Below are 22,106 nucleotides of genomic sequence, written 5' to 3'. Positions count from 1 at the left end.
CACCTCCAGGCTGTCCATGCTCCAGCAGTTACTCGCCAAGAAAGCACCCCAGGCTGAACCCGACGACGCGCATGGCCCCGCCCTGCGACGCACTCTCGGGCCTTGGGGTCTCACGGCGCTGGGCATCGGCGCGGTCATCGGCGGCGGCATCTTCGTCATCACCGGCGTCGCGGCGGCGGAACACGCCGGCCCCGCCATCATCCTGTCCTTCATCCTCGCGGCGATCTGCAGCACCTTCACGGCGCTCTGCTACGCCGAGTTCGCCTCGATGATTCCCGTGTCCGGCAGCGCATATTCTTACGCTTACGCCACGCTTGGCGAAGGCGCGGCCTGGTTCATCGGCTGGAACCTGATCCTCGAATACGGCGTGTCCGCCTCTGCCGTAGCGGTGAGCTGGACAGGCTACTTCGTCAGCCTGCTCGACCACATGGGCATCCACATTCCGCCGGCGCTCACCAACGCGCCCGTGGATTGGGTTGACGGACACATCGTCCTGACCGGCGCGCTGCTCAATCTCCCGGCCGTCGGCATCACGCTGGCGCTCACCTGGGTCTGCTACGTGGGCATCAAGGAGTCCACGGGCATCAACATGGCCATGGTGCTGCTGAAGACGGCGCTCATCATCCTCGTCATCATCGTAGGCGCCAGCCACATCGACATGGCCAACTGGCATCCGTTCATCCCCGCCAATCAAGGCGGCGACAAGTACGGCTGGCACGGCATCCTGCGTGGCGCCTCCATGGTGTTCTTCGCGTACATCGGCTTCGAGGCCACGTCCACGGCGGCGCAGGAAGCGAAGAACCCGCAGCGCGACATGCCCATCGGCACGCTGGCCTCGCTCGCCATCTGCACCGTGCTCTACATCGCGATGGCAGCTGTCCTGACCGGCCTCGTCCCGTTCGCCCAGTTGGGTACTTCCGAGCCCGTCGTCACGGCGATCCGCCAACATCCGGAACTTGGCTGGCTGCGCGGTATCGTCGAGGTCGGTGCGCTGATCGGCTTGTCGTCGGTGGTGCTGGTGATGATCATCGCCCAGCCGCGCATCTTCATGATCATGGGACGCGACGGCCTCATGCCGAAAGTGTTCACCACGATCCATCCGAAGTACCGCACGCCGCACATCAATACCGTGATCACCGGTTTGGGCATTGCGTTCCTCGCCGCCGTGTTCCCGCTCAACGTGCTTGGCGACCTGACTTCGATGGGCACGCTCATCGCCTTCAGTGCCGTGTGCGCGGGCGTCATGATCCTGCGCAAAACGGCGCCGGACCTTCCGCGTACCTTCCGCGTGCCCTGGGCTTCGGTAACGTGTGTACTTGGCATCCTCAGCTGCATCGGACTGCTTTGGTCTATGGGCGTACGCAACTGGGTGCTGATGGGCGTCTGGACGGTGTTGGGCGTGGTCGTGTACCTCATTTACGGGTACCGGAACAGCAAGTTGAGGCGCCGCGCCTGATCCGTCACGGACTTCCCCTCGAAAGTTCGAGCCCAGTCCAGGTGCCGTCTATAACTGATTGATTCTTAATAGAAACAATCCAACAAAATCCCGTCATTTAATTGCCATTGGCCGGTCGCCTGCGGAGGGGAGTATGATCCCCAGTCCGAGGGTAAGTCACTTGGCAGTGGGCCCCGGATTGCCGCCCAGCGCGTCAGGCGGGTCAGCTCCTCAGTCTGGCGCGCTCGGGCTGCATTTTATGGTTCGACTTGAAAGGCCAGCTCTTTGCTGGCCTTTCGTTTGTCCGTCCGTGCTTCGCTCAGATCATCACGGCGTGCGAGACACACCAGCCCTTCGAGGACACGGCTTTGCCGGGGAACAGCGGGCACGGGCCCCAGGCCGCGCCAGCCGTACCCTGGTAGAAATTGCAATTGAAACAAGCATCTTTTGGATCTTTCTTGCCCACGGCTTTACTCGAGTCCTCGGTGTACTTCAGGGCAGAGGCCGTCGGGTCGGAGGGCGAGAGGTGCGGCAAGTCCTGGGCCAGCGCCATGCGCGGCAGCGTGCCGAGGACGGTTGCGGCGGCCACGCCACCGGCAGCGACCTTAAGAAAGCGGCGGCGTCCCTCATCGTTCTGATCGTGTTGCGACATTGCATGACTCCATTGACGGTTAAGTACCTGCCGAAATCGTACCTCCATAAACGAAAGGCGAGTGGTTCGCATTTAACAAAGGGCTGTCATAGGCCCATGCTATAGTCGTAGCCTGTTTGGACGTCCAAATCACTATGCCGAAGACTTCCCCGCCCGTCGCGGCCACCCTGCTGGCCGAACGCTCCGATGCCATTGCCGAAGCCGCCCGCGAACTGGCTGCCTTTGGATGGACGCCCGCCACCAGCAGCAATTTTTCGATGCGGATCGACGACGATTTCGCCGCGATCACGATATCGGGGCGCGACAAGGGCCGTCTTGGCCGTGATGACATCATGTTGATCGACATGCAAGGCAAGGCCGTGGGTTCGGATCACCGGCCATCGGCCGAAACGGGCCTGCATACCCAGGTCTACCGCCGTTTCCCCGAAGCCAACGTGGTGCTCCACACGCATTCGCGCACACAGAGCGTCGCTTCACGGCTGTTCGCGTCGGAAGGCCGCGTGCGCCTGGAGGGTTGGGAACTACAGAAGGCCATCGCCGGTTACACCACGCACGAAAGCGTGCTCGATATTCCCGTCTTCCCCAACACCCAGCAGATGCCCGAACTCGAGGCCCGGGTGGATGCGTGGATCGATGCCGGTAAGCCACTTTACGCCTACCTGATCGACGGCCACGGCATCTACACGTGGGGCCGCGACATGGCCGAAACGCGCCGGCACCTCGAGGCGCTGGAATTCCTGCTGGGCTGCGAACTCGACCTGAGGAGGCTTTCCCCATGAGCCGTCTGCGCATCTACGACGACACCCGTAACGACACCCCCATCGCGGTACACGAGGACCACGCCGCCATTGCCGCTGCCCTGAACGCCGTCGGCGTGCGGTTCGAGCAATGGGAAGCGAACCAGCCGATCACGCTGGGCGCGACCCAGGAAGAAGTGATCGCCGCCTATCGTTCCGACATCGACCGGCTCATGAGCGAGAACGGCTACCAGGCCGTCGACGTCATCAGCCTGAAGCCAGATCACCCGGACCGCGCGGCCTTCCGCCAGAAATTCCTGAACGAGCACACACATAGCGAAGACGAGGTCCGCTTCTTCGTCGCGGGTGCAGGCCAGTTCACCCTGCACATCGATGGCAAGGTCTACGAAGTGCTGTGCGAGAAGGGCGACCTGATCGGCGTGCCCGACGGCACACCGCACTGGTTCGACATGAGCGAATCGCCCTACTTTGTGGCCATCCGCCTGTTCACCAACGTGGAAGGCTGGGTTGCCAGTTTCACGGGCGAGGACATCGCCGAACGCTTCCCGCGGATGAGTCCGCACGGGTCGGCGGCCGCGGTTTCGTAAGCGCGTCCCGTCGTTTATCCTGCGGAGCTAATCCGCCCCGCAGGCTTCCCCGCATGTCCGACATCCGCGCCATCCTCACCGACATCGAGGGCACCACCAGCTCGATCGACTTCGTGAAGGACGTGCTCTTTCCCTACGCCCGCCTCCACTTGCCGGCGTACGTCGAGACGCATGGCGAGGAACCCGAGGTGGGGCATTGGCTGCACGAAGCCGCCAGGGAAGCAGGCCTCGTCGAGGCCGGCCGTACTGAAATCATCGACCTGCTCATCCATTGGATCGACATCGATCGCAAGTCCACGGCGCTCAAGGCCCTGCAGGGCATGATCTGGCGCGAGGGCTACGAATCGAAGGCGTATGTCTCGCACATATACCCGGAAGTCGCCGGTCGCCTCCAGTCGTGGCACGACCAGGGACTGAAGCTCTACGTCTACTCGTCCGGCTCCGTACCGGCGCAGAAGCTGCTGTTCGGCTACAGCGAAAGCGGCGACCTCACCCCGCTTTTCTCTGGATATTTCGACACGCAGACTGGTCACAAGCGCGAGGCGGAATCCTATCGCCGCATTGCCGGGGCGATCGGCCTGCCGCCGGAGCAGATCCTGTTTCTGTCCGATATCCGCGAAGAACTGGATGCCGCCCGCGCCGCGGGCATGCGCACCACCCAGCTCGTTCGCCCGCCCCAGGCCCTGAGTGAGAACGGCCACCCTGCCGTGGCCGACTTCGATGCCATCACAGCTTGATCCCCGGCGCCGCACGGCGATCTACGCCCTCACGGCCTTCGCCGCCGGCGTGCTCGTTACCGTCGGCTTGTTTCATTACGGCCACGCCTCGCTGACGACTGCTCCTCGGGCGGCCACGGCTTCACCCGCGTCTGCACTGTCGACAGCCGCGCTACCGGGTAGCGCCGCAACGGCAGAAGACCAGGGCGCGGTCGACGCGGACATGGCGGATGCCTGGCCCGACGACGCACCGACACCGGAGCAGGTCTTCACGGCGCAGCCAGAAGCGATGCGCCGGGCAGTCGGGGCACTCGCCCCGCGCACGCCGGGCAAGACGAATGTGTACGCCATTGCCTTTGGCGCCGACGGTACCGAAGACGTCTTTCGCAACGAGGCAGAGTACGTCGACGCGTTGATGACGACGCGCTTCGGCAGCCCCGGCCACACGCTCGTCCTGGAAAACAATCCGGCGACGCTTTCGAAGCGGCCCCTGGCAAGCTGGACCAACCTGGAAGCCGCACTCGACGGCGTCGCCAGGGTGATGGACCCGAGCCAGGACGTGCTGTTGCTCTACCTCGCCACCCACGGCGGCAACGATCATTCCCTGCTGGTGGACATGGACCCGATCCCGCTCGACCAGCTGGATCCCGACGGCCTGGCCGACATCCTCGCCAGGCGCCCGTTCCGCTGGAAGGTGGTGGTGGTGAATGCCTGCTATTCGGGCGGGTACATTCCCAAGCTACGCGGCGAAGGTACGCTCGTGTTGACCTCGGCCCGCACGGACCGCACCTCGTTCGGCTGCGGTGTCGACTCGGACATCACCTACTTCGGCCGTGCCTGGCTGGCCGAAGGATTGAATGCCACGCCGGATTTCATAGAGGCATTCGGGAAGGCCCGGGTGGAGATCGATGGGTGGGAGAAGCGCGATTCGCTCGAGCCCTCGGAACCGCAGATCGATATCGGGGCCGGGATCGAGAACAAGCTGGAGGCCTGGCGGAAAGGAGCTTCGATCGGGCCGGCGGTGCCTTTCAAGGCTGCGAACTGACATCGAAGCGATTGCATGAACGCGCAGGCGCGCTCCTACACGGAAACATCCAGCGAAAACCGGTCGGCATCCATCCACGCCGGAAAACGCTCGCGGTGCGCCTTCAGCGGTGCCGGGTCGAGCACCATCGTCACTACCTGCTCCTGCGCGCCCAGCTCTATCAGCGCCTCTCCCACGGGATCGATCACGGCGCTGTCGCCCGCGTAAGGGAGATCGTTGCCATCCACGCCCACGCGATTCACGCCGATCACATATGCCAGATTCTCGATCGCGCGGGCGCGCAGCAGTGTGCGCCAGGGCTGGCGGCGCGGTGCCGGCCAGTTGGCCACGAACAGGGCCAGGTCGTAATCCATGCCGCCGGCCGCCTCTTCCCGGCGGCCATTGCGCAACCACACCGGGAAACGCAGGTCGTAGCAGACTTGCGGCAGGATGCGCCAACCCTTCAGATCCACGATAAGCCGGTCGTTGCCGCCGCCGTATCGCGTGTGCTCGCCAGCCATGCGGAACAGGTGGCGCTTGTCGTACCACGCCATGTTGCCGTCCGGGGAGGCCCATATCAGGCGGTTGTAGACCGTATTGTCCTCGCGGATCACCAGGCTGCCGGTGAGCGTGGCATTCACCTCTCCGGCAAGCGCGCGCATCCAGGCAACGCCGGGGCCGTCCATCGCTTCGGCGTTCGCCAGCGTGTCGTTGGTGAAGCCCGACAGGAAGGTTTCCGGCAACACGATGAGATCGCTCGGCGCGGCGTTGCGCACCAGGCGACCGTAATACTCGCGATTGGCGGGTGCGTCGTGCCAGCGAGTGGCGCCCTGAATGAGGGAAACGGTCAGAGTTTGCACAGGAGCTCCGCGGCGGCTTGCATGGTGGCGTCATTCTTCGCGAAGCACAGGCGGACCAGCCGGGTGTCCGGCGTGCTCTCGTAGAACGGGCTGAGCGGAATGACGGCGACACCGCCTTCGCGTACCAGCCATTCGCTGAAATTGATGTCATCGACGTCGCGGATGGCGCTGTAATCCACCAGCTGGAAATAACCGCCGGGCACATCGAGCAACGTCAGGCGCGACGGCGCGATCAACTCGCGGAAGCGGTCGCGCTTGGCCTGGTAGAAGGCCGGCAGTTCCAGGTAGTGCTCCGGTGTGGATTCCAGGAACTCCGCGAACGCCCACTGCGCAGGACTGAACGTGCAGAAGGTGAGGTACTGGTGCACCTTGCGGAATTCGGCCGTGAGGGCCTTGGGCGCGACGGCATAACCGACCTTCCAGCCGGTGCAGTGGTAGGTTTTGCCGAAGGAAGACACCACGATGCTGCGCGCGGCCAGTTCCTCGTGACGCAGCACGCTCTGGTGTTCGTGGCCATCGAACACGATGTGTTCGTAGACCTCGTCGGAAAGCACCACGATGGACGTGTTGCGCACGATTGCCGCCAGTTCGTCGAGGTCGGCGCGGGATAGCACGGCGCCGGACGGATTATGCGGCGAGTTGACGAGGATCATGCGCGTGCGCGGCGTGATCGCTTCGCGCACCCGCTGCCAGTCGATGGCGAACGCCGGCAAGGTCAACGGCAGGTGCACCGCCGTGGCGCCCTGCAGTTCGATCGCCGGCTCGTAGCTGTCGTAGCACGGGTCGAAAACGATCACCTCGTCGCCTGCCCGCACCACGGCGGCGATGGCCGAGAACAAGGCCTCGGTGGCGCCGGATGTCACGGTGACCTCGGTGTCCGGGCTCACCCGGTGGCCATAGAGGCGCTCGGTCTTGATGGCGATCTGTTCACGCAGCTTCGCGATGCCCACGCCGGGCGCATACTGGTTCCTGCCTTCGGCCATGGCACGCGTGATCGCTTCGCGCAAGGCTTCCGGCGGTTCGAAATCGGGAAAACCCTGGCCCAGGTTCACTGCCTTGTGTTCCAGCGCCAGCTGGCTCATGACGCTGAAGATGGTGGTGCCGACCTTGGGAAGCTTGGTTTCGAGCTGCATCGACCGCCCTTATTCGTTTGGACGGCCAAATGCCGCCGAATGGTCCGATCCTACCATGCGCGAGCGGCGGATCGTCGCGGCCAGGTCGGGATTCGCCGCGACCTTCTCGCAGTCCTTGTGGAACTCGGCCTGGGCCTTGGCGAGGCGTTCGGCCAGGAAGTCCACGAAGCTGCGAACGGCCGGGAGCAGCCCGCGACGGCTGGGATAGACGAAGTGCAGCGTGCCCTGCGCCGTGCTGTACTCGGGCAGCACCCATTCCAGATCGCCGTTCGAGATCAGCGGCCCGCAATAATCTTCGGGCAGCAAGGCTACGCCGCAACATTGAACGGCGGCGGCGATCAGCACGCTGAAGTCGCCGCTCACCAACCGGGGCGTCATTTCCACCGCGGACTTCTTGCCGCTGCGGTCGACGAGTTCCCAGACCTGGGCGCCCTCGTGCTCGAACATCGACAGCGCCGGCAGCTTGGCCAATTCATCCAGCGTTGCTGGCCGGCCATTGGAGTCCAGGAACTTCGGGCTGGCCACCAGCAGGCTGCGCGCATAACCAATGCTGCGCAGGACCAGCGTAGCGTCCGTGTCCAGCTTCTCGCGCACGCGGATGGCGATGTCGTAACCCTCGCCGATGAGGTCCACGCGGCGATTGGTGGCGGTGACGCGCACCTGCACCTTCGGGTGCTCGAGCAAGAAGGCGGGAAGCATGGGTCCGAGCACATTCTGAGCGATCGAGACCGGACAACTCAGCCTGATCACGCCGCGCGGCTCGGTTCGCAACTCGTCCACGGCATCCTGCGCGGCACGCGCCTCCTCCAGCACGGCCCGGCAATGCTGGTAGAAGCGCTCGCCAATCTCGGTGACCACGAAGCGCCGGGTGGTGCGCTGGAGCAGGCGTACGCCAAGGCGATCCTCCAGCTGGGCGATGCGCTTGCTCAGGCGTGACTTTGGGATGCCCAAGGCCCTGCCGGCCGCGGAAAAGCCGCCATGCTCGACCACCGCAGCGAAGAAATACAGATCGTTGAGGTCCTGCAGCGCGCCTTCCATCGGGGGTACCCGTCGTTTCGTCTACGAAACAATCAGTCTACTCCAAGCGGACTAATCAAGGATTGTCTGCGATGTATCGCTGTCAAGAACGTGACGATGGGTGACCGCTTAAGGGCCGCGTGCCGCATGCGTTATGGGGAGCTTTGCTTCCCCGGTTTGTCCTTCGGCATGTTCTGGTGCTCCTGCGGATGTCCCTCCCCCGGAATCTTCGGTTTACCGTGCGAGGGTTTCGGGTTGTCTTCCCGGTAGCCCGGGGTCGGCTGCTTACCGTCGTTCGTCACGAGATCACCTCCGTTGGCTCAGGAGCGCTGCTGGCATGCGGCATGGCCGCATTCGCAGGTACCGCCCACGTTCTGGCTTTCCGCCGCCATGCGGCAGCTCTCACTGCAAAAGTCCTGCGAAATGGAAACCTGGCAATTGCAACCGTCGTGGTCGCAGGGCTTGGTCGCTTCGTTCATGCTATCGCTCCGTGCCGTTACGCAGGAAAGCGTGCGCGGGGCGACGTCTATTTTTCGTTACTGGCTGGCGAAACATTCTGAACATCGAGCATGGCCCAGCCATGTGCGTGGACCAGCAGGCCACTCAGACTACGTACGTCCTGCAGGTTGTGCTCCGCGACACGGACGAGGTTCGTCGACGATCCGCCACGCAGGTAGGTGAGCCACGCGCGTGGCGCCTCCGAACCCGGGAGGTCGTCTTCGCGCACGATACGCAATAAGTTGCGCTCGGCTGTCTGCATGCGGCAGTTCTCCCACACGCTTCGGTAGCGGCGGCGCATGGGATGCAACAGGTCGACGTGGAGCAGGCCCTTCAGCGGATTGTCGAGTCGGGCGAGGCGGTAGCGCGTGGCGAGCAACGGCGCGTCGTAGGATTTGCCGTTGTAGCTGACCAGGACCGTGTCCGTGTCGATCCACCCGGCGAAGGTGCAGAGCATCGCGGACTCCGCCGCCATGGTCGTGATGTAAAGCTGGCGGACGCGAAGCGCACTGTCGTGCCAGTCGGCTGCGCCGATCATGAAGGCGCGCGTGCCGGTGCCACCGGCAAGACCGGTCGTTTCCGTGTCGAAGTGCAGGAGGTGCTCGCGGCGGGCCGTGGCAAGCCGGGCAAAGGTAAGGTCGAGCTCGGCGGGCGGCTCGGACCAGTCAAAGCGGTGTTCCAGGTAGCGAAGGCCTGGGGCGATTTCCTCCCCGGGAACGTCGCGAGTGTGCGGGCGCGGGGATGTAACCGGTTGGGCGATGCGTTCGCGGACGCCGGCCATGCGGCGGAGGGCGGCCAGGTTGGAGGTTGTAGGAGCGAGCCCTGCTCGCGACGCCTTTGAGGCAGTGAGCTCAGGCCCCCATGCTGCAGAAGCGCCCGCGACGTCTCGCGAAAAGATGTCGCGAGCAGGAGAAGCGCCTGCGACGTCTCGCGAAAAGATGTCGCGAGCAGGGCTCGCTCCTACACCGGCCTGGCGGCGAAGCGCCGCCAATTTCGAAGCAAGATCGCTCATGCCACTGCGGCACCCAGCAGGCGAAGCACGCGCGTAGCCAACGCACGCGGCGTTTCCTCCCGGCCTTCGTCGGCAGCAAGCACCGGCCCGACGCATCCCGGGCACCCGGCTTTGCAGGCGCAGCCTTCCACCGTCGCCAACGCATGCCCGAGCAGCTCCGGGGCACGCTGGAACAGCGGCTCGCTCAATCCCACGCCACCGGGGAAATTATCGTAGAGGTACACCGTGGGCAGGAAGCGTTCGAGCGCATCGGGCAGCGCCAGCCCGCCATCGGGCGCACGCAGTTGTCCGCGCCCAGTGGCACCCACCTGCGCCGACCATCCGCCGTCGCCGGAACCCACCGCCTTCTGCAGGTCACGCGGCTCGGCCATGACCGCAACGACGGCCGCGGTATGCAAGGCGTATGCGGCGCCGAGGAACCCGTCCAGCGCGTGCTGGCGCGAGCGGAATGCTTCGTCGAGCACTGTCTGAGGCAACTGCCACCACACGGCCGTGGTGTGCAGCTCCTGGTCGGGCAGGTTCACGGGCCCGTATCCGATGTTCTCGTGTGTGTAGTAGCGGATCTTCTTGTACCCGGACACACGTCGCACGACATGCACCTCGCCATGGCGCGCACTACCCTTGCCGGCATCCGTACCGTCGAAGCACTCCAGTTCCTTGAGCTTGGTGTAGTCGATGGCATCGGTGTAGTAATCGACGCGCGTGCGCGTGCAGTAAGCCTTGCGCCCTTCCCAGTCGAGTTTTTCCACCTGGTAAGGCACCGACTGGATCATGTGGATCGCGCCTTCGTACAGCGTGAGCGCCGCCGCCGAATAGTCCACCTCGGCGATGATCGTCTGCCTTCCCTCGGTGCGATCCACCACCACGAAGTTGCCGTCAGCCACCGAGCGCAGGCTCACGGCGTTGGCCGGATAGCTGTCGGCGATCCATTCCCAGCGATCGCCTTCGCGGTGCAGCACCTCGGACTCCGCGAGCACCTGCAGGTAATCGCCCGCATCGTCGGGTCCGAAACGGTCGCCGGCAAGGAATGGCAGTTCGAACGCCGCGCAGCGGATATGGTCGAGCAGGATCAGCGGCTGGTCGGGCTGGATGCGCGCGTGTTCCGGGCTGGCCTCGGTGAGGAACGCCGGATGCCGCATGAGGTACTGGTCCAGCGGTGCACTGCTCGCCACCAGCACCCCCAGCGAAGGTTGTTGCCGGCGCCCTGCCCGGCCAAAGCGCTGCCACGTGGCTGCGATCGAGCCGGGGTAGCCGTTGAGCACCACGGCATCGAGACTGCCGATGTCCACGCCCAGCTCGAGCGCCGAGGTGGACACGATGCCGTCCACGTTGCCCGCGCGCATCTCGCGCTCCACCTCACGGCGTTCCGTCGGCAGGTAGCCGCCGCGGTAAGCGCGGATTCGCGGAGGCTTGCGCGTGTCATGGTCGAACACATCCTTCAGGTATTTGGTGAGTACTTCGACCATCAGCCGCGACTGGGCGAACACCAGCGTCTTCATCTTCGCCTTGATCGCCACGCGCGCGATCAGGCTGGTCTGCGATCGGGCGGACGCGCGAAGGCCGAGGTCCGGGTTGATCACCGGAGGGTTCCACAGCAGCACGTGCTTGTCTCCGCTGGGCGCACCGCTGCGGCTCACCGTGACGACGTCATCCTCGATCAGCGCCTGCGCGTGTTCGGTGGCGTTGCCTATCGTGGCCGAGCAGAGAACGAATTGCGGGCGCACACCGTAGAACGCACAGATGCGCTTCAGCCGGCGCAGCACGTTGGCGAGGTGGGAGCCGAATACGCCGCGATACGTGTGGATCTCGTCGATCACGACGTAGCGCAGGTTCTCGAAGAACTGCGCCCACTTCGTGTGATGTGGAAGGATGGCCTGGTGCAGCATGTCCGGATTGCTCACCACCACGTCGCCGTGCAGGCGGATGGCTTGCCGGGCGTCCCCCGGCGTATCGCCGTCGAAAGTGAAGGCTTTCACGCCCAGCTCGCCCGCACGATTGATGTCGAGCAACTCGGCCACCTGGTCCTGCGCCAGCGCCTTGGTCGGGAACAGGTAAAGCGCCTTCGCGCCGGCTTCGATGACAGATGACAGGACCGGCATCGTGTAGCACAGCGTCTTACCCGAAGCCGTCGGCGTAGCGACGAGCACGTTCCGGCCCGCGCGGGCCGCCACCCAGGCTTCCTGCTGATGGCTGTAGAGGCGGTCGATGCCTCGCGCGGACAGCGCCCGCGCGAGGCCGGCGGGCATGTCGTCCGGCAAGGGCGCATAGATACCCTCGCGGCCGAACACCGTGAAGGCCGAGCAGACCCGGTCACCGTATTTGTCGGTCAGACGATGCGCCAGCGTCTGGCCGTCGTGACGAGTCGCAAGGACAGCGTCGGCCTCATCGGCGAGGAGGGCTTTCAGATAGGCGGCCATGGCGATCGTCGCGGCAGAGAGACGCCTGTTATCCCTGTCCGCCGTCTCAGATCCTGCGACGGCCGCCTAGGTCACTTCGCTGTCGGCACCGGCGTCGGCATCCGCGGCATCCGCGTTGGCGAGTCGCCAGACGCCCGACTCATCCTCGACCTTGATCTCCACCTCCTGCCCCTGCTGGTTCCGAATGGCAGTGGTGAGGGCCAGCGCGTGCCGGATGGCTTCTTCGCGCGTGTCAAATTGCCCGACGAGGTCGGCATTGCGCCGCAGGCTCCACTTCCCGCGGGACGATGCGTTGAACGGTACGTAGAGGATCGTGCGCAAGGAAAACCGCTCCATCGGGAGGGCCCCCTCGGCCCTCGTGGGGATGAAGCTAGGTGCGGCACCGTCGTGGTCGCGTTATGGCGAAGTCGCCAGCGCGGTCACGTCAACGGGAACAGGCGCGGTGGGCATCGTCCAGCCATTCGGCATGGCGCGACCCTTTTTCCATGGCGGCATCCACCGCTGTCCGTTCATCGGAAAATTCGTCCAGAAGAGTGATCATCACGAAATCCCGCGGGCCGGCGTGGCTCACGGGTTCGACGATATAGGCGGCTTTCCAGACGCCCGGGCGGGTCGTCAGGGTACGTACTTCCACCGAATGCTGGCCTACGGTACGTCGATGCATACAGCCCCCTGTATGGCCTCGTGGCGACGACCGATTCTTGCGCCGTCGCCGTGCGAATAACAAGTGGCTCACGGTTTCGGGGCGTCGGCCGCCGCGATGTCCGAACCGCTGGCTGGAATCGAGAAGTTCTTCGTCTCGCCCTGGCCTACGCCCGCATCAACGTCCACGCGGTCTGCGCTGCAGGCGCCGTGGGGCATCATGCCCAGCTTGCGCGCGCCCGAAGGGACGCGGAGGACGAGCTGCTCGCCGATCTCCATGTCCGCGACGACCTTGTCGTCCACATAGATGGCGCTGGAGCAGCCCGCGCCCCAGAGCCCCTGTGCGCGCACGATGTTCAAGGTGGCATCGCCCGCCTGCGGGTCCTGAAAGTCGAACACGGTGCTGGACGGTACGTCGTGGATGCCCACATGCCGTTCGTTCTGGGTGGCGCAGCCGGCAAGCAGGACGAGGCAGGCGATGGCGAGATGGCGCATGGAAAGACTCCTATGGGACCCGGGCAGCATTCGTTCCGCGATGTCGACGAGGGGTGAAGCCAGGCCATTTGGCCGTGATTCGCCCAAGCCGCTCGCAGGAGGCTAGACTGACTCGCATGATCGCCAAACGCCATCCGCCGCCCATCGCCCTGGTTTTCGACCGTGCCCACCTGGTGGCGGAAACCATCGCGATGGTCCTGGACGACGCGGGTTACATGGCGCACGCCGCCGTTACCTACAGGGAGGCCAAGCGCGTGTTTCACGACTTGCCGGAATTGTCCCTGCTGGTCATCCATGCGGACACGCCTGGCGAGCGCAGGGGCGGCGCGCTGTTGCAGGCCGCGCTGCGCGAGCGGCCCGCCACGGCCATGGTCGTCGTATCCAGCCGCATGCCGGAGGACCTGGAGCCTTTTCCGCTATCGGCGGTGTTCCTGGAGAAGCCCTTCGACAGGGCCCAGCTGCTCGACGCGGTGGCGCGGGCCCGTTCCTCGCGACCGCGCGCGTGACTTATCGCCCCGATCAGAGGCAGGAGATGGCCTCGTCGCGGAAGCGGCCGTCGTAATCCGGGTTGTCCTTGTTGCGCTTCTGGATTTCGTACATCACGACCTGGGCGCCGGCGCCGTTGGCGGTGACGTCCAGGCGCTCGTGCTTGCCGCCGTCGTTCGCCGTGACCCGGCCCTTATCGTCCTTGGCGTCGCCCTTCGCGTCCTTGGACAGGGCCTGCCACTTCGGCTCCACGCACTGCACATAGGCCGTCACGCTCTTGCCCGTCTTGCTGCTGAGCTTGGGCAGGGTATCGGTCATGCCGCTGGTGGCGCAGCCGGCGAGGATGGTGCAGGCGGCGATCGCAAGAACGTGTTTCATGCTGGATTCCACGGTTAGGTTCCGGGAATTCTAACGCGACGAAGCGCTTAAGCGATCAGCTACCCGCGCGGGCAAGCGCGTGAGCTTCGGCCGTGGCGAGCTGGCCATTGCGGCACTGGAGGTAATGGGAGGACGCAAGCCAGCGTTTGTCCGGATAGTAGGAGAACACCATCTGCCCACCCTTCAGCGCGTCGATCAGCTTGCGCGCGATGGCTGTGCGCACGGCCGGGCAACCCCAGCTGCGACCGATGCGTCCCGCCACCTTCGCCACGGCGGCGTTCACGTACGCCGCACCGTGGATCACGATCGCCCGGGCCATCGCCTGGTCGTTCACTCCCGGCTCCAGGCCGTTCATGCGTAATGAATAGCCATTCTTTCCGGTATAGGTATCCGACGTGCGGAAGAGGCCCAGGCTGGATGCGAGGCTGTTCGGCGCATTGGAAAATTGCGTGGATTGTGCGTCGCCGCTGTTCTTCCCGTGGGCAACCAATTCCTGGAAGAGCAGTTTTCGGTTCACGGTGTCGAACACCCACAGGCGCGGTTCCGACGACGGCTTCGAGTAGTCGATCACCGCCAGGCGATCGGCCGGCTGGCCGCTCTGGGTCTGTGCGCATTCGGCAGCTTTCACCGCCAGGCCGATGACATGCGGATCGGCGGAGGGTGCCAGACGGACCAGCGCATCGCCAAGGGAGTCGGCGGCATGGACGGGAAGAGAGAGGAAGAGCAAGGCGCCGAACAGAGGCACCGATGCGAAAAGCGTCCGAAGCGATCGAATCATGCGGCAAGCCGTATAAGCACCAACGGGCATCCTAACGTGCTGGTCATTTATTGACCACAAGGACGTCACATCGGCGCCCTTCAGATAGGTAAAAAACGTGAAGGATCGATAGGCAGAAACTATGGAAAAGTTGTTACGCGCCCTTAGCAGTGTCATCTGGTTGAGTGCCCTGCCCCTTCCGGGGGCTGCACAGGATCTGCCACCGGCAGCCTCGGCGGCGGCACCGCCCCCGATCGTGGCCCCGGCGGCGGCTACGAGCGTGCCCATCCCGCCCTCCGCCGACGATCCACTGGCCCAGGCGATCTTCGCACGGCTGCAGCAGATGACGCCGCTGGGCGGCGGCTCGCTTCCCCGCCAGGAGGCGGCCCTCGGCAAGGCTCTCGCCGATTTCTACGCGCAACGCCAGTACGTCGCCTCGTGGTCGGACGAAACCAATATCCGGCAATTGCTGGCGGGGCTCGCCTCCGTGGAGTCCGATGGACTCCTGCCGGAGGATTACCACCTCTCCGAACTGCGCATGGTGGCCGAGGCGTTGAAAGACCCGGGCCTTTCCCAGGCCGCGCGCGCTGAATTCGACGTCTCGGCCACCAGCGCATACATCACCGCGCTCGTTCAATTGGCCCGCGGCAAGGTCGACCCTTACCGCCTCGATCCCACCTGGAACGTCGACCCGTCGGAAATCGACCCGCAGCAGGGCATGGCCATGCTGCAGACCTCCATCGAGGAACGGACCGTCGACCAGGCCTTCGCGATGGCGCGACCGCAACATCCGCTTTACACGAAGCTCCGCGATGCGCTGGCCCAGCTTCGCGCCACCGCCGCGGATGGCGGTTGGCCAACCGTCCCGGATGGACCGGCCTTGAAGCCGGGCATGAAAGATCCGCGCGTCGTCGACTTGCGCGCCCGGCTCGTCGCGGGCGGCTATCTCGATCGCACGCTTGCCCAGGGCGACCGCTTCGACAATCCTCTAAGGGACGCCGTCCGGCGGTTCCAGACGGATCAGTACCTGGACACCGACGGCAGCGTCGGCGCCGACACGCTCGCCGCGCTGAACGTGCCCATCGCCACACGGATCGGCCAGGTCCGCGCCAACCTCGAGCGTGCCCGCTGGTTGCTGCATTCGCTCCAAGGCACCTTCGTCGTGGTGGATGTGGCCGGCTACAAGATCAGCTATTACCGCGACGGCCAACCCGTATGGCAGTCGCGGGTGCAGGTGGGCAAGCCCTACCGCAGCACGCCGATCTTCCGCTCACAGATCACCTACGTCACGTTCAATCCCACCTGGACCATTCCGCCGACGATCCTGAAGAACGACGTCCTGCCTAAGATTCGCAAGGACCGGGCTTACCTGGCCGACAACCGCATCCGCGTGCTCGACCGCGGCGGCAACATCGTCCCGGCTTCTGGCGTGAACTGGGCCCATCCGCGCGGCATCACGCTGCGCCAGGATGCCGGACCGGGAAATTCTCTGGGCCAGGTAGTCATCCGCTTTCCGAATGCCTTCGCCGTCTACCTGCACGACACGCCGCACCAGGAACTGTTTGAGAAGGCCCGGCGCGATACGAGTTCCGGCTGCATTCGCGTGGAGCATCCGCTCGAGCTGGTGGAGTTGCTATTCAACGATGACGAGAAGTGGAACCGGCAAGCCATCGACGAGCGCATCGCGACGAAAACGACACAAAATGTCACCCTGCCCACGGCAATCCCGGTACTGCTTGCCTACTGGACTGTCGATATCGGCGAGGATGGAAAGCTCGCCTATAAGCCCGACGTCTACCAGCGCGATGGAGCACTGGTCGCCGCGCTGGACAAGCCGCAGCCGCTACGCGCGCCATGAATCACGACGAGCGCCGACTCGCACGGTCGGCGTTCACGGGCATCGTCATCCATGGGAGGCGGGGCATAACTCCGGGACCTCCAACGGAGTAGCCATGATCACCTCCATCCTCCGCCCCACGCATTCCGCCGCCGCATCGAACCGCCGTGCGCCCACGCTCCCCATGAGCCCACGCTTCGGCAAGACAACCATCCGTCCGCCGTACCGCAACCCCATCCTCAGGTCCGTCAACAAACCCGCCGCGATGCGCAAGGAAGACAAATGCATTACCGAAGTGATGAAGCGGCTCTGCGTCACGCTGAAAAAGGCGTTGACGCCTGCGATCAACGGCAACCTCCGCCAGCGCGAAAAAGACATCACCGATGCCCTGGACCGCATCCGCCTGCACAACCTCGAAGCCGGCAAGGCGAAGCGGCCAACGCCTGAGCCGTACAAACCATTCAGGGGTCGGGCATGACGGGCGCGCCTAAAGAACGCTGAACGCCTTCGCTCGTGCTTCACGGACCGCGAAAGACGCTTTACTCGTTGTGGGCGCTTCGGCGCATTCGCGAAGTGAACGCCCCAGGCACTGAAGGAGACATCGACATGGCACAGAACAGCAGGGATCAAAGCGTCTTCACCCGCATGGCGATGGGCGTAGCCAAGGCTTCCGGAAAGCCGGCCACGTTCGCGATTGCGGTGCTGATCGTCGTCGTATGGGCGGCGAGCGGACCGCTGTTCGGCTTCGGCGACACCTGGCAGCTGGTGATCAATACCGGCACGACCATCGTCACCTTCCTCATGGTGTTCCTGATCCAGAACACGCAGAACCGGGATACCGAGGCCATCCAGATCAAGCTGGACGAACTCATCTACGCCCTCGAGGGGCCCAACGCGGCGCTCCTGGACCTGGAAGAGCTGGACGAGAAGACGCTGGACGAGATCCGCGCGACTTACATAAAACGTGCGCTGGACGCACGCAGGAAGCTGGGTTGCGAAGACTCGCCCGAGCGCGAAGCGGATTCCTCGCACGCCGGCGGTTAGCTGTAGAAGCCCGAGAGCCGTGTGGCCGTATACTTCGCGGATGAACGCCCCCAAGGTAGCGACCGAAACTTCCCTCCATGACCAGGTGTGCGACGAGGGCTTTGCCTTCGTGCACGCCCCCGACATGCGCGCGCTGGTGGAGCACCTCGCTCCGCTATCCGATTGGGACGCCTTCACCGCCAGTTGGGGTGCCCTGGAGCCGGACACCTACCTCGCCGCCACGGGCCGCTTCCGCCGTCGCCGGCACGCCACCTTCGCGGCTTCCCGCTTCGGCCCCGTCGAAGCCCAGCCACACCAGGCTCACTTCCAGACGCTCGCCTACAACACCTTGCAAGGCGACATCGCGCGCTGGTTCGAGCCCATCCTCCCGGAAATCGCTCATGGCGCCACCATGAGGGCCATCCTCGATTTCTGCCGCGACTTCTTCGGCGGCCTCTCGCCGGACGTTCCGCGCTGGCATGTGGAGGTCCACCAGTTCCGGATCGAAGCCACCGCGGGTGCCGCCGGCGAGCCGACACCGGAAGGCAGCCACCGCGACGGCGTCGATTACGTGTTGGTGCTGCTGGTAGACCGCGAGAATATCGCCAGCGGCACCACCACCATCCACGCGCCTGACGGCCGCGCGCTCGGGGAATTCACCCTTGCCCAACCCATGGATGCCGCGCTGATCCACGACCCGCGCGTCTTCCACGGCGTCACCCCTGTCACGCCCCTGGACCCGGACAAGGCCTCGCATCGTGACGTGCTGGTGGTGACCTTCCGCGCTGTCGAGACTGGCTGATTCCCTAACGGGCCACGCGTCCGTCGCGCCACCTGCACCATCGATTCACGCACGTCCCGGCGTACTGCGCGCAACGCAGACAGCGACCACCGGGACCGCCATGAAAGCCTCCGTTTACTGCATCACTCGCACCGTGGAACAGGCCGAGCACATCGTTCTCGAACTCAAGCAGGCCGGTTTCACCAGCGACGACATTTCCGCGTTGCTGCCCGATCGCCGTGGTTCCCGCGATTTCGCGCATGAGCACCACACCAAGGCACCCGAAGGTGCGACGGCCGGCGGTGTCGTCGGGCTGGGGCTTGGCGCCGGCCTGGGGTGGCTCGCCGGCATCGGCGCACTGGCCATCCCGGGCATCGGGCCCTTCATCGCCGCCGGCCCGATCATGGCCGCCCTCAGCGGCGCAGCGGTCGGCACCGCCACCGGCGGGATCATCGGCGCGCTGGTCGGCATGGGCATTCCCGAGTTCGAGGCCAAGCGTTACGACGCCAAGGTCCGCGAGGGCAGCATCCTCATTTCGGTGCATACCGAGAGCGGCAACCAGCGCGACGCGGCCCGAGAGATCTTCCGCCGCAACAACGCCGACGACATCGCGACCGGCTCCGAGGCTGCCGCCCCCTGATATCCACAGGCGCTGTGGAAAGCGACGGGACAACCATGTGGATAAGTCGCGTGCCCCCTTACGTGGCAGGGACTTGCATCGCATTGGTCACAACGTGCTCAAGCTGAGTCTCGGCCTGGAATTCACGTGGTGCGTCCGCTTATCTCAAGTGCTCGGCCGGCCACCGTGTCACAATAGGTGTTCCTCCGGTTCCAAGTATCGTGATGAATCCGTCCGGCAAATATGACTTCAGGCAATTCCAGGAGGAACTTGCCGCCCTCGATCGCCAGGCTGCCGAAAGCACGCCTGCCGCCAAGGCTCCCGTACCTGTACCCGTCCCTGCTCCCGTGCCGGCCGCACCCAAGCGCCGTGGCCGGCCACCCAAGGTCGATCCGCTCGCCGGCGCCAAGGTCGAATTCGAGGCCCTGCGTGTGCGCCACGGTCTGACCGTGGCCGATGTCGTGTCCTGGTTTCCCGCCGAGGAAGGTATCGCCTACCTGCAGGCACTGATCGCTGCGAGCGAACCCAAGCCGAGGCGCCGCCGAAAGACAGATGCCCCCACGGACGAGGCTGGCAGCGAGTAACGGTTGGCGGGCGTACGGATGACGCGTCCGGCCCGGTCTGTTATCTAAGGGGCATGAGCCCTGCCAAAGCACCGAGTATCGCGGCTATCCTCGCCTCGTCCGCGGCCAGGGAATGTCGCAAGGCCATCCGCTCCCTTTCAGACACGAAGGAGCGGCACCGGGGTATCCACGAGGCGCGGAAGGCCATCCGCCGCCTGAAGAGCCTGCTGGTGTTGGCGCAAGAGCCCTTCGCCGAGGCGATGCCAGGTATCGAGGCCACCCTCGGCCGCCTGGCGGCAAGCCTGTCGACGTTGCGCGATGCCTATGTGGCGCTGAACACGGCGCATTCGCTCGCGGGCCCGAGACCATCGCCTGAGTGGCAGCACGCTATCGAGAAGCTGGCGCATCGCAGCGAGGGCCGCCTGGCTACCGAGTTGCATGATGATCCGAACTTCCTCAAACGGCGCAGGCAACTGCGCGAACTGGCCGCGACGCTGGAAGGATTGCCCTGGCGAGCCATTCGCGTGCGCACGATCAACGAGGCATTGGAGCGGTCCGAGCAGCGCGTCGGCAAAGTCCACAAGCGCGTGAACAAATCCGCCACGCCTGCCAACCAGCACGACTGGCGACGCAAGGCACGCCGCCTGCGCATGCAGCTCGAACTTTGGCGAAGGGTCCGGAAGGCCACGGGAAAAGCAGGGCGTCATGCACCAGGCTACAAGGAGAAAACCCGCGACATGTCGAAGCTCTCCGATGTCCTGGGCACGAAGCAGGACCTCCGCGCCTTGCGCGTCACCCTTCGTTCGTTCCGCGAACCGGAAGCCGTCGCTCCTTTGCTCGAGCAGATCCGCCAGGAACTGAAGAAGCATCGCAAGAAATCGTGAAACGGACGCGGATGGAAGTCCAGACGGCCGAAACGCGGTACGCTCGCCGTCCCATCCCCGGAGTTTTCCTCATGATCCGCACGTCCCTGAAGGTCATCGCCGCCTGCTGCATGGTCGCCCTGCCCGCTTACGCCGGCGCAGCCACCACCTCCGATGGCTACACGCCGCTGTTCGACGGCAAGACCCTCACCGGCTGGCACTCGTTCGGGCAGAAGGGAATCGGCAAGGACTGGAGCGTGGTGGATGGCAGCATCGAACTCCACCGCGACCTCAAGGCACCGCGCGAAGACTTTGCGGACCTCGTCACCGACAAGGAATACGAGAACTTCGACCTCAAGCTCGAATGGAAGATGACCCCGTGCGCCGACGCCGGGATCATCTTCAACGTGCAGGAAACCCCGAAGTACCGCGAGACCTGGGAAACCGGCCCCGAGATGCAGATCGCCGACCTGGTCTGCACCAAGCCCGACAGCTACACGCTGTACGAGCGCTCGGGCGATCTCTTCGACCTTATTTCCTCACGCGTCGAGAACGTGAAAGAGCACGGTAACTGGAACGCGATTGAGATCATCATGGATCACGGCCACGTCCAGTTCTTCCAGAACGGCTACAAGACCGTCGATACGACCTTGTGGACGCCCGAGTGGGATGCCCTCGTCGCAAAGACCAAGTTCGCGAAGATGCCGGACTACGCCCGCTTCCACAAAGGTCGCATCGCCCTGCAAGGTGGTGAGGACAAGGGCATCGAGCCGATCCGGATTTCCTTCCGGAATATCCAGATCAAGGAGCTGTAGGAGCAGGCCTGTGGGAGCCGGCTATACCGGCGATCCCGCGGCAGCGGGCAAAGCTGCCGCGAGCACCCATCGCCGCTGAAGCGGCTCCCACAAAACGCCTAGAGCCTCATTTCCAAGGACCGGCCGTAAGGGTAGGAATGGCTACCAACCGATTAACCATCGCTTCAGAAATGCCTTTCAATCCTTCTGCACTGTATCGAGCCAATCTACTTTGGCCCTGGACGAAAACCATCTATACCGCGACGGACCACTTCCCCCGATTCGTCACGCCATTCCCACACACGATGACGCCGTTGAGCATCGAAATTCTCGACTATGACAACTCGCCCCCATTCCGCAGCCATGAAAGTGCCCGCAAGCGTGCCGTCCGCTGCTCGGCATGACTTGGACATCCCAGCCTGACCCCAAGCCTGGTACACAGTTTTCGCAGATGCGTCGCAGATATACGACGTCTCCCGGTCTAGCGCACCGCGATCATCTCCTCGCATACACGCTGCAAGACCAATGGCGCCAGCTACTATCAGTACTCTCGATGGCTTCATTTGTAGGGATCGGCTAAGTAAGGACTGGGAATGGGAAACTGAGCCTCAAATGGATCCCCCTGCGTCAGAATAGTTGTCGCCCCGATAGATCCATGAACGGGGGCGCAGATGAGAGAACGAATTGGCTCGATACGGACAAGCATTCAAAGGCCGGGCGGTAGCGCGCATGCTGCCACCGGAGAGCACGTCACCGGAG

At 64.4% G+C, this 22,106-nt stretch carries 26 protein-coding genes and 1 pseudogene; 15 read left to right on the top strand and 12 right to left on the bottom strand.

The genetic code is table 11. The features are described 5' to 3' along the window. Nucleotides 1–16 precede the first annotated feature (16 nt). Nucleotides 17–1,456, top strand: coding sequence for an amino acid permease (locus VGM71_RS16345; RefSeq protein WP_331547107.1), 1,440 nt, complete (start codon nt 17–19; stop codon nt 1,454–1,456). Between the two features lie 298 nt (nt 1,457–1,754). On the opposite strand, the gene VGM71_RS16340 is transcribed toward VGM71_RS16345, so the two are convergent. Further along, a complete protein-coding gene (locus tag VGM71_RS16340) occupies nt 1,755–2,087 on the bottom strand; it encodes a high-potential iron-sulfur protein (RefSeq protein ID WP_331547105.1) in 333 nt (110 codons plus the stop codon). Nucleotides 2,088–2,221: 134 nt separating this feature from the next. On the opposite strand from VGM71_RS16340, the gene VGM71_RS16335 reads away from it, so the two are divergent. Genes VGM71_RS16335 through VGM71_RS16320 form a run of 4 tightly spaced genes read left to right on the top strand, consistent with a single transcriptional unit; the run spans nt 2,222 to nt 5,193 of the window. Beyond that, nucleotides 2,222–2,866 carry a methylthioribulose 1-phosphate dehydratase gene (locus VGM71_RS16335; protein ID WP_331547103.1) on the top strand — a complete coding sequence of 215 codons (645 nt, stop codon included), beginning with the start codon at nt 2,222–2,224 and terminating at the stop codon, nt 2,864–2,866. After that, nucleotides 2,863–3,432 carry an acireductone dioxygenase gene (locus VGM71_RS16330; protein ID WP_331547101.1) on the top strand — a complete coding sequence of 190 codons (570 nt, stop codon included), beginning with the start codon at nt 2,863–2,865 and terminating at the stop codon, nt 3,430–3,432. The genes VGM71_RS16335 and VGM71_RS16330 overlap by 4 nt, the downstream gene beginning before the upstream one ends. Nucleotides 3,433–3,485: 53 nt before the next feature. Beyond that, nucleotides 3,486–4,169 carry an acireductone synthase gene (mtnC, locus tag VGM71_RS16325; protein WP_331547099.1) on the top strand — a complete coding sequence of 228 codons (684 nt, stop codon included), beginning with the start codon at nt 3,486–3,488 and terminating at the stop codon, nt 4,167–4,169. Next, nucleotides 4,153–5,193 (top strand): C13 family peptidase, encoded by a 1,041-nt coding sequence (locus tag VGM71_RS16320; protein WP_331547097.1) that lies wholly within the window; start codon nt 4,153–4,155, stop codon nt 5,191–5,193. Before mtnC ends, VGM71_RS16320 begins: the two co-directional genes overlap by 17 nt. Before the next feature lie 35 nt (nt 5,194–5,228). Here the strand turns inward: VGM71_RS16320 and VGM71_RS16315 are convergent, their stop codons facing one another. From VGM71_RS16315 to VGM71_RS16275, 9 genes and pseudogenes are all read right to left on the bottom strand, one after another. Next, a complete protein-coding gene (locus VGM71_RS16315; RefSeq protein WP_331547095.1) occupies nt 5,229–6,032 on the bottom strand; it encodes an amidohydrolase in 804 nt (267 codons plus the stop codon). Then, nucleotides 6,020–7,165, bottom strand: a complete 1,146-nt coding sequence (locus tag VGM71_RS16310; protein WP_331547093.1) for a pyridoxal phosphate-dependent aminotransferase — start codon at nt 7,163–7,165, stop codon at nt 6,020–6,022. The genes VGM71_RS16315 and VGM71_RS16310 overlap by 13 nt, the downstream gene beginning before the upstream one ends. 9 nt (nt 7,166–7,174) lie before the next feature. Then, the gene (locus tag VGM71_RS16305; RefSeq protein ID WP_331547091.1) at nt 7,175–8,203 is read right to left on the bottom strand and encodes a LysR substrate-binding domain-containing protein; all 1,029 of its coding nucleotides are present in this window, start codon (nt 8,201–8,203) and stop codon (nt 7,175–7,177) included. A 299-nt stretch (nt 8,204–8,502) separates the two neighbouring features. Next, a complete protein-coding gene (locus VGM71_RS16300; RefSeq protein ID WP_331547089.1) occupies nt 8,503–8,661 on the bottom strand; it encodes a hypothetical protein in 159 nt (52 codons plus the stop codon). 47 nt (nt 8,662–8,708) lie between these two features. Further along, nucleotides 8,709–9,521, bottom strand: a pseudogene (locus VGM71_RS16295) (ribonuclease H-like domain-containing protein); the annotation flags it as partial. Nucleotides 9,522–9,688: 167 nt separating this feature from the next. Continuing rightward, nucleotides 9,689–12,109, bottom strand: coding sequence for a DEAD/DEAH box helicase (locus tag VGM71_RS16290; protein ID WP_331547085.1), 2,421 nt, complete (start codon nt 12,107–12,109; stop codon nt 9,689–9,691). A gap of 66 nt (nt 12,110–12,175) precedes the next feature. Further along, a complete protein-coding gene (locus VGM71_RS16285; RefSeq protein ID WP_331547083.1) occupies nt 12,176–12,430 on the bottom strand; it encodes a hypothetical protein in 255 nt (84 codons plus the stop codon). 103 nt (nt 12,431–12,533) lie between these two features. Beyond that, on the bottom strand, nt 12,534–12,773 hold the full coding sequence (locus VGM71_RS16280; RefSeq protein WP_331547081.1) for a hypothetical protein: 240 nt from the start codon (nt 12,771–12,773) through the stop codon (nt 12,534–12,536). Between the two features lie 68 nt (nt 12,774–12,841). Further along, nucleotides 12,842–13,246, bottom strand: a complete 405-nt coding sequence (locus VGM71_RS16275) for a hypothetical protein (RefSeq protein WP_331547079.1) — start codon at nt 13,244–13,246, stop codon at nt 12,842–12,844. Nucleotides 13,247–13,362: 116 nt separating this feature from the next. Between VGM71_RS16275 and VGM71_RS16270 the strand changes: the two genes are divergently transcribed. Next, nucleotides 13,363–13,752, top strand: a complete 390-nt coding sequence (locus tag VGM71_RS16270) for a hypothetical protein (RefSeq protein ID WP_331547077.1) — start codon at nt 13,363–13,365, stop codon at nt 13,750–13,752. A 13-nt stretch (nt 13,753–13,765) separates the two neighbouring features. Here the strand turns inward: VGM71_RS16270 and VGM71_RS16265 are convergent, their stop codons facing one another. After that, on the bottom strand, nt 13,766–14,110 hold the full coding sequence (locus tag VGM71_RS16265) for a hypothetical protein (RefSeq protein WP_331547075.1): 345 nt from the start codon (nt 14,108–14,110) through the stop codon (nt 13,766–13,768). A 55-nt stretch (nt 14,111–14,165) separates the two neighbouring features. After that, on the bottom strand, nt 14,166–14,888 hold the full coding sequence (locus VGM71_RS16260; protein WP_331547073.1) for a murein L,D-transpeptidase catalytic domain family protein: 723 nt from the start codon (nt 14,886–14,888) through the stop codon (nt 14,166–14,168). A gap of 121 nt (nt 14,889–15,009) precedes the next feature. Between VGM71_RS16260 and VGM71_RS16255 the strand changes: the two genes are divergently transcribed. From VGM71_RS16255 to VGM71_RS16215, 9 genes are all read left to right on the top strand, one after another. After that, nucleotides 15,010–16,725 (top strand): L,D-transpeptidase family protein, encoded by a 1,716-nt coding sequence (locus VGM71_RS16255; protein WP_331547071.1) that lies wholly within the window; start codon nt 15,010–15,012, stop codon nt 16,723–16,725. A 94-nt stretch (nt 16,726–16,819) separates the two neighbouring features. Beyond that, the gene (locus VGM71_RS16250; RefSeq protein WP_331547069.1) at nt 16,820–17,182 is read left to right on the top strand and encodes a hypothetical protein; all 363 of its coding nucleotides are present in this window, start codon (nt 16,820–16,822) and stop codon (nt 17,180–17,182) included. A 128-nt stretch (nt 17,183–17,310) separates the two neighbouring features. Continuing rightward, nucleotides 17,311–17,748 carry a low affinity iron permease family protein gene (locus tag VGM71_RS16245; RefSeq protein WP_331547066.1) on the top strand — a complete coding sequence of 146 codons (438 nt, stop codon included), beginning with the start codon at nt 17,311–17,313 and terminating at the stop codon, nt 17,746–17,748. Nucleotides 17,749–17,788: 40 nt separating this feature from the next. Continuing rightward, the gene (locus tag VGM71_RS16240) at nt 17,789–18,529 is read left to right on the top strand and encodes a 2OG-Fe dioxygenase family protein (RefSeq protein ID WP_331547064.1); all 741 of its coding nucleotides are present in this window, start codon (nt 17,789–17,791) and stop codon (nt 18,527–18,529) included. 100 nt (nt 18,530–18,629) lie between these two features. Next, nucleotides 18,630–19,148, top strand: a complete 519-nt coding sequence (locus VGM71_RS16235) for a hypothetical protein (RefSeq protein ID WP_331547062.1) — start codon at nt 18,630–18,632, stop codon at nt 19,146–19,148. 203 nt (nt 19,149–19,351) lie between these two features. Further along, nucleotides 19,352–19,711, top strand: a complete 360-nt coding sequence (locus tag VGM71_RS16230; RefSeq protein ID WP_331547060.1) for a 2-hydroxyacyl-CoA dehydratase — start codon at nt 19,352–19,354, stop codon at nt 19,709–19,711. A gap of 53 nt (nt 19,712–19,764) precedes the next feature. After that, nucleotides 19,765–20,574 carry a CHAD domain-containing protein gene (locus VGM71_RS16225; RefSeq protein ID WP_331547058.1) on the top strand — a complete coding sequence of 270 codons (810 nt, stop codon included), beginning with the start codon at nt 19,765–19,767 and terminating at the stop codon, nt 20,572–20,574. Between the two features lie 71 nt (nt 20,575–20,645). After that, a complete protein-coding gene (locus VGM71_RS16220) occupies nt 20,646–21,368 on the top strand; it encodes a DUF1080 domain-containing protein (protein ID WP_331547056.1) in 723 nt (240 codons plus the stop codon). Nucleotides 21,369–21,505: 137 nt separating this feature from the next. Beyond that, complete coding sequence (locus tag VGM71_RS16215) at nt 21,506–21,751, top strand: hypothetical protein (protein WP_331547054.1); 246 nt, start codon at nt 21,506–21,508, stop codon at nt 21,749–21,751. Nucleotides 21,752–22,106: the final 355 nt, after the last annotated feature.

The organism is Luteibacter sp. (assembly GCF_036499525.1).
Lineage (GTDB): Bacteria > Pseudomonadota > Gammaproteobacteria > Xanthomonadales > Rhodanobacteraceae > Luteibacter.
The sequence above is the reverse complement of the archived record's forward strand: the minus strand, read 5'-3'. Positions and strand labels throughout refer to the sequence as shown.

What these genes read in the sequence shown, in the direction of transcription:
- VGM71_RS16270 (WP_331547077.1), top strand. Translation starts at nt 13,363, where the DNA reads ATGATCGCCAAACGCCATCCGCCGCCCATCGCCCTGGTTTTCGACCGT.
- VGM71_RS16260 (WP_331547073.1), bottom strand. Translation starts at nt 14,888, where the DNA reads ATGATTCGATCGCTTCGGACGCTTTTCGCATCGGTGCCTCTGTTCGGC.
- VGM71_RS16245 (WP_331547066.1), top strand. Translation starts at nt 17,311, where the DNA reads ATGGCACAGAACAGCAGGGATCAAAGCGTCTTCACCCGCATGGCGATG.
- VGM71_RS16220 (WP_331547056.1), top strand. Translation starts at nt 20,646, where the DNA reads ATGATCCGCACGTCCCTGAAGGTCATCGCCGCCTGCTGCATGGTCGCC.
- VGM71_RS16280 (WP_331547081.1), bottom strand. Translation starts at nt 12,773, where the DNA reads ATGCATCGACGTACCGTAGGCCAGCATTCGGTGGAAGTACGTACCCTG.
- VGM71_RS16250 (WP_331547069.1), top strand. Translation starts at nt 16,820, where the DNA reads ATGATCACCTCCATCCTCCGCCCCACGCATTCCGCCGCCGCATCGAAC.
- VGM71_RS16275 (WP_331547079.1), bottom strand. Translation starts at nt 13,246, where the DNA reads ATGCGCCATCTCGCCATCGCCTGCCTCGTCCTGCTTGCCGGCTGCGCC.
- VGM71_RS16225 (WP_331547058.1), top strand. Translation starts at nt 19,765, where the DNA reads ATGAGCCCTGCCAAAGCACCGAGTATCGCGGCTATCCTCGCCTCGTCC.
- VGM71_RS16240 (WP_331547064.1), top strand. Translation starts at nt 17,789, where the DNA reads ATGAACGCCCCCAAGGTAGCGACCGAAACTTCCCTCCATGACCAGGTG.
- VGM71_RS16235 (WP_331547062.1), top strand. Translation starts at nt 18,630, where the DNA reads ATGAAAGCCTCCGTTTACTGCATCACTCGCACCGTGGAACAGGCCGAG.
- VGM71_RS16300 (WP_331547089.1), bottom strand. Translation starts at nt 8,661, where the DNA reads ATGAACGAAGCGACCAAGCCCTGCGACCACGACGGTTGCAATTGCCAG.
- VGM71_RS16345 (WP_331547107.1), top strand. Translation starts at nt 17, where the DNA reads ATGCTCCAGCAGTTACTCGCCAAGAAAGCACCCCAGGCTGAACCCGAC.
- VGM71_RS16305 (WP_331547091.1), bottom strand. Translation starts at nt 8,203, where the DNA reads ATGGAAGGCGCGCTGCAGGACCTCAACGATCTGTATTTCTTCGCTGCG.
- VGM71_RS16230 (WP_331547060.1), top strand. Translation starts at nt 19,352, where the DNA reads ATGAATCCGTCCGGCAAATATGACTTCAGGCAATTCCAGGAGGAACTT.
- VGM71_RS16330 (WP_331547101.1), top strand. Translation starts at nt 2,863, where the DNA reads ATGAGCCGTCTGCGCATCTACGACGACACCCGTAACGACACCCCCATC.
- VGM71_RS16255 (WP_331547071.1), top strand. Translation starts at nt 15,010, where the DNA reads ATGGAAAAGTTGTTACGCGCCCTTAGCAGTGTCATCTGGTTGAGTGCC.
- VGM71_RS16320 (WP_331547097.1), top strand. Translation starts at nt 4,153, where the DNA reads ATGCCATCACAGCTTGATCCCCGGCGCCGCACGGCGATCTACGCCCTC.
- VGM71_RS16340 (WP_331547105.1), bottom strand. Translation starts at nt 2,087, where the DNA reads ATGTCGCAACACGATCAGAACGATGAGGGACGCCGCCGCTTTCTTAAG.
- mtnC (WP_331547099.1), top strand. Translation starts at nt 3,486, where the DNA reads ATGTCCGACATCCGCGCCATCCTCACCGACATCGAGGGCACCACCAGC.
- VGM71_RS16310 (WP_331547093.1), bottom strand. Translation starts at nt 7,165, where the DNA reads ATGCAGCTCGAAACCAAGCTTCCCAAGGTCGGCACCACCATCTTCAGC.
- VGM71_RS16290 (WP_331547085.1), bottom strand. Translation starts at nt 12,109, where the DNA reads ATGGCCGCCTATCTGAAAGCCCTCCTCGCCGATGAGGCCGACGCTGTC.
- VGM71_RS16265 (WP_331547075.1), bottom strand. Translation starts at nt 14,110, where the DNA reads ATGAAACACGTTCTTGCGATCGCCGCCTGCACCATCCTCGCCGGCTGC.
- VGM71_RS16215 (WP_331547054.1), top strand. Translation starts at nt 21,506, where the DNA reads ATGGCTACCAACCGATTAACCATCGCTTCAGAAATGCCTTTCAATCCT.
- VGM71_RS16335 (WP_331547103.1), top strand. Translation starts at nt 2,222, where the DNA reads ATGCCGAAGACTTCCCCGCCCGTCGCGGCCACCCTGCTGGCCGAACGC.